This is a genomic window from uncultured Erythrobacter sp. (assembly GCF_947499705.1).
Lineage (GTDB): Bacteria > Pseudomonadota > Alphaproteobacteria > Sphingomonadales > Sphingomonadaceae > Erythrobacter.
On the sequence record NZ_CANMPJ010000002.1, the window covers coordinates 598,770 to 610,619 of the forward strand.

Annotated in this window: 10 protein-coding genes; 7 read left to right on the plus strand and 3 right to left on the minus strand. The window is 60.6% G+C overall.

Annotated features, from left to right (window positions below; all coding sequences use genetic code 11):
- Positions 1 to 66: 66 nt before the first annotated feature.
- Genes Q0837_RS15830 through Q0837_RS15840 form a run of 3 tightly spaced genes read right to left on the minus strand, consistent with a single transcriptional unit; the run spans position 67 to position 2,979 of the window.
- Positions 67 to 201 carry a hypothetical protein gene (locus Q0837_RS15830; RefSeq protein ID WP_298471005.1) on the minus strand — a complete coding sequence of 45 codons (135 nt, stop codon included), beginning with the start codon at positions 199 to 201 and terminating at the stop codon, positions 67 to 69.
- Positions 202 to 236: 35 nt separating this feature from the next.
- On the minus strand, positions 237 to 1,235 hold the full coding sequence (locus tag Q0837_RS15835; RefSeq protein WP_298471007.1) for an agmatine deiminase family protein: 999 nt from the start codon (positions 1,233 to 1,235) through the stop codon (positions 237 to 239).
- 40 nt (positions 1,236 to 1,275) lie between these two features.
- A complete protein-coding gene (locus Q0837_RS15840; RefSeq protein WP_298471009.1) occupies positions 1,276 to 2,979 on the minus strand; it encodes a M28 family metallopeptidase in 1,704 nt (567 codons plus the stop codon).
- A 73-nt stretch (positions 2,980 to 3,052) separates the two neighbouring features.
- On the opposite strand from Q0837_RS15840, the gene glnE reads away from it, so the two are divergent.
- From glnE to Q0837_RS15875, 7 genes are all read left to right on the plus strand, one after another.
- Complete coding sequence (gene glnE / locus Q0837_RS15845; protein WP_298471010.1) at positions 3,053 to 5,779, plus strand: bifunctional [glutamate--ammonia ligase]-adenylyl-L-tyrosine phosphorylase/[glutamate--ammonia-ligase] adenylyltransferase; 2,727 nt, start codon at positions 3,053 to 3,055, stop codon at positions 5,777 to 5,779.
- Positions 5,779 to 6,252 (plus strand): peroxiredoxin, encoded by a 474-nt coding sequence (locus Q0837_RS15850; protein ID WP_298471802.1) that lies wholly within the window; start codon positions 5,779 to 5,781, stop codon positions 6,250 to 6,252. Before glnE ends, Q0837_RS15850 begins: the two co-directional genes overlap by 1 nt.
- Before the next feature lie 4 nt (positions 6,253 to 6,256).
- Positions 6,257 to 7,048, plus strand: a complete 792-nt coding sequence (locus tag Q0837_RS15855; RefSeq protein WP_298471012.1) for a ferritin-like domain-containing protein — start codon at positions 6,257 to 6,259, stop codon at positions 7,046 to 7,048.
- Positions 7,049 to 7,214: 166 nt separating this feature from the next.
- Positions 7,215 to 7,916: a M23 family metallopeptidase gene (locus Q0837_RS15860; protein ID WP_298471013.1), complete on the plus strand. Its 702-nt coding sequence runs from the start codon at positions 7,215 to 7,217 to the stop codon at positions 7,914 to 7,916.
- Between the two features lie 216 nt (positions 7,917 to 8,132).
- Positions 8,133 to 9,677: an acyl-CoA synthetase gene (locus Q0837_RS15865; RefSeq protein ID WP_298471015.1), complete on the plus strand. Its 1,545-nt coding sequence runs from the start codon at positions 8,133 to 8,135 to the stop codon at positions 9,675 to 9,677.
- Positions 9,674 to 10,984: a cytochrome P450 gene (locus Q0837_RS15870; RefSeq protein ID WP_298471805.1), complete on the plus strand. Its 1,311-nt coding sequence runs from the start codon at positions 9,674 to 9,676 to the stop codon at positions 10,982 to 10,984. Before Q0837_RS15865 ends, Q0837_RS15870 begins: the two co-directional genes overlap by 4 nt.
- A 195-nt stretch (positions 10,985 to 11,179) precedes the next feature.
- Positions 11,180 to 11,815, plus strand: coding sequence for an OB-fold-containig protein (locus Q0837_RS15875; protein ID WP_298471016.1), 636 nt, complete (start codon positions 11,180 to 11,182; stop codon positions 11,813 to 11,815).
- The last annotated feature ends 35 nt before the right edge of the window (positions 11,816 to 11,850 follow it).

Genomic DNA, 11,850 nt, shown 5'->3' on the forward strand with positions numbered 1-11,850 from the left:
CATCCGCTGGTCGTCGCTAGGGTGTTCGCGGCGGCGGAGCGATTGGTTACGCGGTCTGAAAAAGATTTAGAAAGGGAGCGCTTGTCCGGCGAAAATCAGCGAGGCTGCGCAGGCCAGCACGATCGCACTGCGCGCAATATCCAACTGGCGCTGCTGCGCCGCTGCATAGGCGGTCCGGGAAAGGGCGATAGCCTTCGTCATAGGGCGCAGGATCGCGGCAAATTCCTAACGACAGGTTAACTTTTCAGCGCAGCGCCCATTTGCCGAGGCATTTGTTGGCTGGCGCAGTGGAATCCGCCGCCGCCCGCCAGCACGGCATCGGCGGGCAGGCCGAGCGTTTCGCGGTCCGGGAAAAGGGCTGCGATCGCTGCAACTCCATCCGCGTCGTTAGGCGATCCGAAGGTTGGGACGACGACCAGATGCGTTGTGATCGCGAAATTAACGTAGCTGGCAGGTTCAATTGCTCTGTCGCGGATGATGAGGCCCGGAGACGGAATGCGGACCACATCAACGCCGTAGTCGCTGGCGCGCTCCGCCGCGTCGTCATAGATCGCGGCGTTGGGATCGTCGTTTCCGGTCGCTTCCGGAACGACCAATCGGTTTGGTCCTACAAACCGCGCTAGATTGTCAACATGGCCATCGGTGTGGTCGTTGATCAGCCCGTCGCCGAGCCAAAGAACGCGGTCGAAACCGAGCATTCCCTCCAGCTCAGCCTCGATTTTCGGGCGTGACATGCCGGGGTTGCGATTGAGATTGAGCAGACATTGCTCGGTTGTGGCGACGAGGCCTGTGCCGTCGCCATCGACAGCACCGCCTTCGAGGATCATGGCCGACGTTTCGAGCGGCATGCCGGCGTCGCGTGCCAGCTCGGCGCCGATCGTCTCGTCGCCCGGCATTTCATACTTGCCGCCCCAGCCATTGAAGCCGAAACGGCGTGCTGAACGGCTCTTGCCATCGAACACGATGAGCGGCCCGGTGTCCCGCAACCAGACGTCGCCATAGGAGCGTCGTTCGAGCGTCACCTTTTCGCTGACGAGCGACCGGGCACGCGCTTCATTGGCTTCGTCGCGGACCAGCAGCCGAACGTCCTGGCCGCTCTCCGCCACCGCATTGGCAAAGGCTGCAAGCTGCTCCTGCGCGCGATCGAGATAGCCCGGCCATTCCTCGGCCAGATGCGGGAAGCCGATCCACAGCCAATCCTGCGGTGCCCATTCCGGGGGCATCAGGACGGCCATGGATCGGCTTTCAGTACCGCTCTGCGACGCTAGGTGCTGCTTAGCACCCGGTATCGGCGCTGGCGCAGCTTTCGTCACGGGTGGCGCGGAATTCGTCGCCTTCGTTCCAGTTCGGCCAGCTACTGCTTTGCGCCATCGACCGGCCAATGCGGTAGAAAAGCTGCAGATCGGCCATCACGCCCGACCAGTCCCAGTTCTCGTCGAACTCGTCTTTCGGTCCGTGATAGCGGTTGTCGCGGTAGTCGGTTGCAACCGCAGCGCCCGCTTCGCGCCCGCCTTCAATCAGGTCTTCACCGCCGTCGAGATAGAGCATCGGCACGCCCTGCTTGGCGAAGGCGAAGTGATCCGAGCGGTAGTAGTAGCCTGCTTCCGGATTGGGATTCGGAGTCGCCACACGGCCGTCGGCCACCAGCGCCGCATCAAGGAATGCGTCGAGCTGCGATTTGCCCGGGCCGACGACGGTTACGTCTTTGGCCGGGCCGGCGATCAGGAACGCATCCATGTTAATCCCGCCCACGGTTTGATCGAGCGGGAAGACCGGGTTCGAAGCGTAGTAATATGCGCCGAGCAGACCGGATTCCTCAGCAGTAACCGCCAGGAAAACAAGGCTGCGTTTTGGCGCACCCGCTTTGGCATGCGCTTCAGCCAGGGCGACAAGAGCGGCCGTTCCGGTCGCATTGTCCACCGCGCCGTTGCAGATGTCGTCGCCATCGGGTGCCGGTGTGCAGCGCCCAAGGTGGTCCCAGTGCGCGGTGTGAATGACATATTCTTCTGGTGCTTCGCTCCCGGGAAGAACGCCGATCACGTTCTGTGAAGAGAATGTGCGGATGTCGTTTTCGAAGCTGGTCGAAGCCGTCATGCCGAGTTCGACAGCCTCGAAGTCTTCCGTCTTCGCGGCAGCGGTAAGCTCGTCGAGATCCTGTCCGGCAGCAGCAAGGATTTCGCGGGCGACCTCTTTCTGCACCCAGCCATTCATGATCGTGAGATCCGGGGCATTTTCACCGCGCTGAGGATAGGCTTGCGGGCCGCTCCAGCTGCTTTCCACGACATTCCAGCCATAGCTCGTCGGTTCGGTGTCATGAACGATGATCGCACCCGCTGCGCCCTGGCGAGCGGCCTCTTCATACTTGTAGGTCCAGCGGCCATAGAACGTCATCGCGCGGCCGTTGAATTTCCCTTCGAGACCTTCGGTCTCATAGTCGGGATCGTTGACGAGGATCACCACGGTCTTGCCTGTGACATCAACGCCTTCGTAGTCATTCCAATCGCGCTCTGGAGCGTTGATACCGTAACCGACGAACACCATTTCGCTGTTGGCAAGCTGCGTCTGCGCATCTTCACGATAGGTGACGCCAACCCATTCACTGCCGAAATCCAGCGCGAAATCCGTTTCGCCATTGGTGATGGTAAGCGGGGCAAAGTTTTTGCCGGTAATCTCGACCAACGGCACTTCCTGCACCCAGCTATCGCCATTGCCCGGCTGAAGGCCCGCAGCTTCGAAGCGTTCGGTGAGCAGCGCGACCGTCTTGGTCTCGCCTTCGGTGCCCGGCATGCGCCCATCGAATTCGTCGCTCGACAGTTCGCGGGTGATGTCCTTCATCGTGGCTTCGGAGATTTCGCCCGACTCCACTTCGGGGATGATAAGCTCGGCAGCAGCGTCGCCGCCAGGCATCATATCTTCGCAACCTGCCAGCGCGAGTGCGCCCGCAAGAACGGCACCAAGGCCAATTGCGCGTTTGATCATTGAGAAAGTTCCCTCGTCCAATTTGCTGCGGGCTTCTCTTGCAGAGCGTGAGGGGCACTGCAAGAGAGGCGCGATGGCGACCACGGCACAACCTGATTGGAACCGCGCATTGGAGCGGGCGCGGGAGAATGCCCCGTTTCTCGCGCGTACTCTCGATAGGCAGCCGGAACTGGCGGAGTTGCTGGCTGCAGGTGATGTCGAAGCCGCATTCGAATGGACGCGCCTGCGGGGGCAGCACGATGACGCCGGTGTTGCGTTGCGGCGAGAGCGGCTGGCGCTGGCGACAACGGTTGCGATCGCCGATCTGGCAGGCGCATTCACGCTGGACCGGGTGGTGCAGGAACTCACTTCCTTCGCCGATCGCGCGCTTGACCGAGCCATACGAACAGCGATTGCCGAACGGTCTGGCGAAGACAGCGCTGACGGGTTCATTGCGCTGGCGCTCGGCAAACAGGGCGCGGGCGAGCTGAATTACTCGTCCGACATAGACCCGATCCTGCTCTACGATCCAGAAACGCTCCCACGACGCGCGACCGATGACCCGGGTGATGCGGCTCAGCGTTACGCACGGCGGATCGTCAAGCTCCTATCCGAGAACACCGCCGAAGGATACGTTCTGCGCGTCGATCTCCGCCTGCGTCCGGCAAGCGAGATTAGCCCGCTGGTTGTGCCGCGAGCCTCTGCGCTATCGCATTATCAAGGGGCTGCGCTGGCATGGGAGCGCGCCGCTTTCACCCGGGCAAGAGCGGCGGCTGGCGATATTTCGGCAGGAGAAGCCTTTCTCGACGCGATTCGCCCCTTCGTCTGGCGCGGCCATCTCGATTTCGGTGCTATCGAGGAAATCCGCGCGCTCACGGCCCGGATCCGAGACAATCATGATGGCCCCACAAGTCCCGGCCCGGGCTTTGACGTCAAACGCGGACGCGGCGGTATTCGCGAGATCGAATTTTTTGCGCAGACCCACCAGCTGATCCACGGCGGACGCGACCCGTCGCTGCGAGTGCGCCGGACACGCTCTGCGCTCGATGCATTGGCGGCGGCAGGGCAGATCAAACTCGATGAGGCGCGAATTCTTGGTGAGTCCTACGACCGCCTACGCACCATTGAGCACCGGCTGCAGATGATAAACGACCGGCAGACCCATAGCCTACCTGATGGCGACGCTCTCGACGCAGTCGCGCGGCTCGATGGCTTGGCCAATGGCGCGGCGCTTATTCAAGAACTGGTCGAGATTACCGAGCGTTCTGGACAGATTTATGAGCAATTGGTCGGAGCGAAGCCTACGCTCCCACAGTCCAGTCGGGAAACCACCGAGTTTGCTGAGCGGCTAAAGCAGCTTGGCTTCGAGCGACCGAGAAGGCTTGCCACACGGATCGAAGGTTGGCGCGACGGCCGGTTTCAATCGCTGCGCTCACCACAAGCGCTAGAAGCGTTTGACCGATTGCTGCCCGCGCTGCTCAAAGCGATGGCTGCGAGTGACGATCCGGACCGGGCTCTCACACGGTGGGAAAGCGTTCTCGAACGGGCGCCCTCGGCGATTGCGCTCTTTCGTCTGCTCGATGCGCGACCCGAACTGCTCGACCGCCTGATCGCCGCGCTGACTCTGGCGCCGATGCTATCTGACGAGATTGGGCGGCGACCGGAGCTGCTTGATACCCTGCTTGATCTTCAACCTCTCTCGTTTCCAGTATCGGTGACCGAGATTGTCGAGCGGATGGAGAATGGAGCCGAACGGGACGACTACGAAGCGCAGCTTGATTGCATCCGGCGCGTAACCGGTGAGGAACGGTTGGAGCTTGGTCTGCGCCTGATTGAAGCGGAGTATCCGCCGCAATCCATCGCGCAGGCTTTGTCTGCAACGGCGGAGGCTGCGATTGTTGTTGCAGCCAAAGCTGCTCAAACCGAATTCGCCCGCAATCATGGCCATATCGAAGGCAGTGAACTGGTTGTGTTGGGTCTGGGACGTCTCGGCGGGGAAGCGCTGACCCACGCTTCTGATCTCGACATGATCTACCTGTTTACCGGCGATTACAGTGCGGAGTCCGACGGACGTAGACCGCTCGGCGGCACACTCTACTTCAATCGGCTCGCAACCAGAGTTAGCGGGGCGCTTTCTGTGCCGACAGCGCAAGGTCCGCTTTATGAGGTCGACACAAGGCTTCGCCCGCAAGGCAATCAGGGGCCGCTTGCCGTATCTGTCGAAGCGTTCGCCAAGTATCAGCGCGAAAGCGCCTGGACTTGGGAGCATATGGCGCTCGCCCGTGCGCGCGTGATTGTCGGCTCCGACGCCGCTCGTGCGGAGTTAACGAAGGTGATGGCCGGCGTGTTGGCGCAGGAGCGTGACGCTGATGCACTGCGCAATGCGGTGTTGACCATGCGCGGTGAGATTGCCGCACATAAGCCGATGCGCGGCGAGTTGGATGTGAAGCTGGCGCGCGGCGGGTTGGTCGACGTCGAATTTCTCGTTCACTTCGTGCAATTGCGCGAGGCTAAGAACTTGTCGGTGAGCCGGCCTGATGCCATGTCGCCCAATCTTAGCGTCGCAATTGGCAATTTGGTCGAACGCGGGCTTCTGCCAGCGGACTTTGCCCAGGCGCATGATCTCCTGACGGATTTGCTCGTTGCCGGTCGATTGCTGGCTCCCGACGGAGTTGAACCGCCACCAGCCGCCGCTAATGCTCTGGCGCGGGCTTGCCGCCGCGAAAGCTTCGCGGAACTGACACAGGATCTCGCCGTTTCCCGCGCATGTGTCGCCGCCGCCTGGGCCGACATTTTCGATCAGCAATTGGAGTTAGAATGATGACCGATTTCCCCGCCGCCGGTGATGCAATGCCCGATATCGAAATGGGCACGCCCGATGGAGGCACGGTCAAGTCGTCCGACTTCAAGGGTAAGAAACTGGTCGTGTTCTTCTATCCGAAGGACAACACGCCCGGCTGCACCACCGAGGCGAAAGACTTTACGGCGCTGAAAGGCGACTTCGATGCGGCAGGTGTAGAATTGCTAGGGGTGAGCAAGGACAGTGCCAAGAAGCATCAGAACTTCATTGCCAAGCACGATCTGAAAACGCCGCTCGCCACCGATGCAGAGGAAGACGGTCTGTCCGACGCGCTTGGCATCTGGAGCGAGAAGCAGATGTACGGAAAGACCTATATGGGCATGGTACGCACGACATATTTGGTTGGCGCAGACGGCACAATCGCGCAGGTTTGGAACAAGGTGAAGGTCAAAGGCCACGCCGAGGAAGTGCTCGCAGCGGCGAAAGCTCTCTGAGACTATGGAATCGGTCGCATCCGCCATTCGAGCGGCGTTGCTCACCGCCGATCCGCGCGCCAAGTGCTTTGCGACGCGCGATGTCGCAAGGCGCTGGCGGCGCAGGGACCTTGGCTGTGTTTTTGATCAAGAAATGCCCGACGAACCGGCGCGACCGGCCCATCCTGAGCTGCTTCCTCCGAATCAGATGCCCAAGCGCGGCAAGTTCGGATCGGAGCGCGCGCGAATCGCGCTGTGGCACAGCCTGGCGCATATCGAATTCGTCGCGATCGATCTCGCGCTGGATATGGCGGGCCGATTCGGTGAGGCGATGGGCGAGGAGTTCGTTGACGATTTCCTATCCGTCGCCGCCGACGAAGCGATGCATTTCGCGCTGCTGGCTCGCAAGCTCGAGAGTCTCGGGAGCCACTACGGCGCGCTGCCGGCGCATGGCGGCCTGTGGCAGGCTGCGCATTCCACACGCGGCGATGTGGCAGCCCGGTTGGCCATTGTGCCAATGGTGCTCGAAGCGCGCGGGCTAGATGTCACACCGGCCACGCTTGAACGCGTGAAGGCGGCGGGTGACGATCACGGTGGAAAAATCCTTGCGCGTATCCTTGACGATGAAATCAATCATGTCGGTTTTGGCACCAAACACTTTCTGCGGGTTGCCGAAAGCGCTGGAGAGAATCCCCAAAACCTATGGAAATCCTTGGTTCGGGAGCACTTCAGAGGATCAGTTAAGCCGCCATTCAACGACTCAGCCCGTCTTGCAGCCGGTTTGTCGCGCGATTTTTACGAAAACATTGCGCATTAACGAATCAGCTCGATAACACCGTTTTACAAGTTCTGGCGGGTCTTGGGGCCAGTTCAAATCGAAAGCAGAGGAACGCAGCGGCGATGAACTTCGCCAAAGCGGGCTGAGCGCTTTGAACCATTTTTGCAGGCGAAAGCGCCGCAATGAAGATAGGACCGGGTCAGGTATGAGCACGCTAATCAAGCGGCATTTTTCGAGGTTGGCAGGCGCGTCCTTCGCGGCCGCCACCCTGATCGCGGCCACCCCCGCAATCGCCAATTCTTCTGCCAACGCGGCAGCGGCCGATGTTACAGAGCCTGTTCGTGAGGCTCAGAACCAAACTCTGACAACCGGCGACACCAAATTTCGCGAACTTTTCGCGAGCTGGGTCGCTTTGGATAAGGCTGGGCCGGATGCCCCGGTCGAACGCGCTATCGTTGCCATTCCTTCGCGCATGCCTCTGGCCGGTGCTCGCCTGACGAGCGGCTATGGGATGCGCAACCATCCGGTCCTGCGTAAGCGCCGCCGTCACAAAGGTGTCGATCTTGCTGCGCCGACGGGTACTCCGGTTTATGCCACTGCTGATGGAATGGTCGGCCGCGCCGACTGGTTCTCCAGCTACGGTCTTTACATCAGCATCGATCACGGCGCCGATATGGAAACGCGTTACGCGCACCTTTCCAAACTCGCCGTTGCTGCTGGTGAGCGCGTGCGCAAAGGCGATCTGATCGGCTATGTCGGTTCGACCGGCCGCTCAACCGGTCCACACCTCCATTACGAGGTGCGCGTCGATGGGGTTGCAGTCGATCCAATTCCCTATATGGTAGAGCGCACACCGCGGGTCGCCGCTAGCGAAAGCAGCGAAATGACCGGACGCGGCGGCGAGTAATTCGCCAGACGAGATAACCCGCCTGGAAGCGGGTCGGACATTGGAGAGGGTGTCCGAATATGGGCGGCGGGTCATCCCGCCGCCTTTTTTTGTGCGTCAGTTGCAGACAGGTGCTGCTGCCGATTTCGCTTGCGAGCGCCCCCTTCGCCGTTAGATTTCCTTCCCGAGAGACAGCGCGTCCACCTTGGGTGGCCGCCGCAAGGGAGAGACTTACGAATGAGCTTGCATCCGATCGCGCATGCCGCGAACCGCCCCGACCATCCTGCCGTTATTATGGCGGGGTCGGGCGAGCAGATGACCTATGGCGAGATGGACAAAGCGGCGAACCGCTTTGCGCAGCTTTTGAGGGCGCGTGGGTTTGCGCCCGATGAGGCGTTCGCCGTCCTGCTGGAAAATCGGATCGAGTATTTCACTCTGGTCTGGGGTTCGCAGCGCGCCGGAACGTTGCTGGTGCCGATCTCCACCCGGCTGACTGCGCCCGAAATATCCTATATTCTCAAGGATAGCGGCGCGAAGCTGTTGATCACCTCGCATGCCTTCGACGGGGTGATGGAGGATATTCGCAAGGACTGCCCTGACTTGCCGGTGCTGTTGGTGGATGATGCGGGCGTAGAAGATTTCCATGGCGCGCTTGCAGCGCAGCCTTCCGACCCGATTGCCGACCAGCGTGCCGGGGCGACGATGCTCTACAGTTCGGGTACGACCGGGCGGCCCAAGGGTATTCGCCCTGCACCTCCGGAAGACCCCGATCCCCAGGCTATGATTCCATTTCTGGGGCTAGCGACAATGGGCGCGGGCATGCCCGCCGATGGCTCAATGATCTATCTGTCGCCTGCGCCGCTTTATCACGCGGCGCCGCTGGCCTGGTGCTCGGCTGCGCAGCGCCTTGGTGCGACGCTGGTGGTGCTCGAAAAGTTCGAACCCGAAGCAGCCCTGGCGGCGATCGAGAAGTACAAGATTACCGACAGCCAATGGGTGCCGACGCACTTCGTGCGGTTCCTGAAGCTCGATCCTGCGATCCGGACGAAATACGATCTTTCCAGCCACAAGCGGGCGCTTCACGCTGCCGCTCCGTGTCCTGTGCCGATCAAGCGCGAGATGATCGAATGGTGGGGGCCGATTGTGAACGAATATTATGCCGGGTCCGAAGGGATCGGGATGACGATGATCGGCGCCGCCGATTGGCTCGAACATCCGGGCTCGGTTGGCAAGGTGATCTACGGTCAGATCCACGTCTGCGGGCCCGAGGGCGAAGAGGTTGCACCGGGTGAGGATGGCCTCATCTTCTTCGAAAACGTGCTGCTTCCGACCTATCACAACGATCCTGAAAAGACCGCCGATGCGATGCATCCAAAAGGCTGGATGACGCTCGGCGATATCGGCCATGTCGATGCGGACGGTTACCTGTTTCTGACCGATCGAAAGAGCCACATGATCATTTCGGGCGGGGTCAACATCTACCCGCAGGAAATCGAGAACCTGCTGGTTACTCACGATAAAGTGATGGATGCCGCAGTGATCGGCGCGCCCGATCCGGACCTTGGCGAGAAGGTCGTCGCGGTTGTGCAGCCGCTCGATATGGCGGATGCCGGTGACGCGTTTGAGGGCGAGTTGCGCGAATTTCTCGCGCCGCAACTGGCGCGGATCAAAATGCCCAAACTGTTCGATTTCCGCCCTGACCTGCCGCGTGAAGCCAACGGCAAACTCTACAAGCGCGAGCTGCGCGACGAATATGCTGCCAAGGCGCAGGAGACCGCATAGTGGCCAGCGATCCTGCCGTTCTGCCGACCGCGCTCGCCAAAGCAGTCATCGACCCGCATTCTTACGCTGAGTGGGACGGTCTGCTCGACACGTTCGATCACATCCGTGCGAGCACTCCGGTGGCGAAGATCATGCCTGAGGAAGAAGGTCTGTTCGAGCCGTTCTGGCTGATCACCGGCTATGATGACGTGATGCGCATTTCGAAGGACAACGCGACCTTCCTCAACAATCCGCGCCCGGTTGTGTTCAGCTTCAATCAGGCGATTGAATTCAGCCGCGCGGCGACAGGGTCGAACATGCTGGTGGATTCGCTGGTGGTGTTCGACGCGCCGATCCACCCGAAATATCGCAAGCTGACGCAAGAATGGTTCATGCCGCGCAATCTCGGGCGGCTTGAGGACGAGATACGCGCTCTGGCGCACCGGACCGTGGATCGAATGATCGAGGCGGGTCCGGAAGTGGACTTTGTGAAGGAGGTCGCTGGCCCCTTTCCCCTGCGGGTGGTGATGCAGATACTCGGCGTGCCGCCCGAAGACGAACCGCGCATGCAGATGCTCACCCAGCAATTGTTCGGCGGACAGGACAAAGACCTTTCCGGCAGCGGCATGGACAACATGACCCCTGAGCAGGTGGTGCAACTGGTCGCAGGGGCAGTGAAGACATTTGAAGACTACTTCGCCACATTGGCTGAGGACCGCCGCGTCAATCCGACCGAAGACGTCGCCAGCGTAATTGCCAATGCGACGGTCGACGGCAAGCCGCTGCCTCCGCGTGACATGGCGGGATATTACATCATTGTAGCCACTGCCGGACACGACACGACCAGCGCTTCGACCGCCGGAGCTATGATGGCACTCGCCAACGATCCCGAGCAGTTTGCGAAAGTGAAAGCCGACCGCTCGCTGCTGCCCGGAATAGTCGAGGAAGCCATCCGCTGGACTTCACCGGTGCAGCACTTCATGCGCACCGCCGCTGAAGACGTCGAAATGGGCGGACAGTCGATCAAAGCGGGCGACTGGATGATGATCAACTATGTCGCGGCCAATCACGATCCGGCGCAATTCGACGATCCGCGCAGATTCGATGCGGGGCGTTCGCCCAACCGCCATCTGGCGTTCGGAGCGGGCGCGCACCAATGCCTGGGCTTGCACCTGGCAAGGCTGGAAATGCGGATATTGTTCGAGGCTTTGCTTGATCGGATCGAGAGCGTCGAACCTGCCGGAGAGGCGCGCCGTGCGACCAGCACATTCGTGGGCGGACTAAAGTCGCTGCCGCTCAGAATTACGGCCTCAACAGAAGCAGCCTAAGCATCTCAAATAGGAAGTCTGCGCAACAATACAAGGTTTGAGAGAAAATATTGATGCAATATGAGGTTTATGTCGAAAGATTGTACGATTTTCCTGTTATTTCAACGTAACATGTGTTAATGCCATGTTCATGGGAAAAATCAGGAACGAGACCGTTGCAGTGTTTGCGGCGTGCTTCGTTGCAGGTGCAATGACATGACCCTGCTCGAACCGCACAACCTGCCTTTTGCCGTCGCTATCGGCTTTATGCTGTTTCTTGTCATCGCTCAGGTGATCGGGCTCGGCGAGCTGTTCGAAGGCGATGCCGATGTCGATTTGGACTTCGATGCGGATGGCGCCGTCAGTGGCGGCTTGCTTGAAGGAGGGCTCAGTCTGCTCGGGATCGGCCGCGTGCCGCTCATGATCTGGCTGATGATGTTCCTGGTGGTGTTTGCCGCGATCGGCGTCTCAGGACAGCAATTGGCGATCTCTCTGCTTGGGACGCCATTTTACGCGCCGCTCGCAGCTCTCCTCGCAGGAGGAGCAGCGTTGCCGGTCAACGGTGTTCTGTCCCGTCCACTGGAGCGCATGCTGCCAAAGGACGAGACCAGCGCAGTCGGGCTGGAAAGCCTGGTCCGTCGCGATGCCGAGATTCAGATTGGCACCGCGCGGACGGGTTCACCGGCGCGTTCAAAGGTGATCGACATGCATGGTCACCCCCATTTTGTCATGGTTGAACCGCATGATCCCGCCGCGGAGCTGCACGAGGGCGAAACCGTCCTCTTGGTGCGGCGCGAAGGCGAGACTTTTTATGGGGTCCAGTATGAAAATCCGCTGTTGGGTCTGGAATAGGCGGAACCACCATTAGTCGCGCGACAACCCAAGGG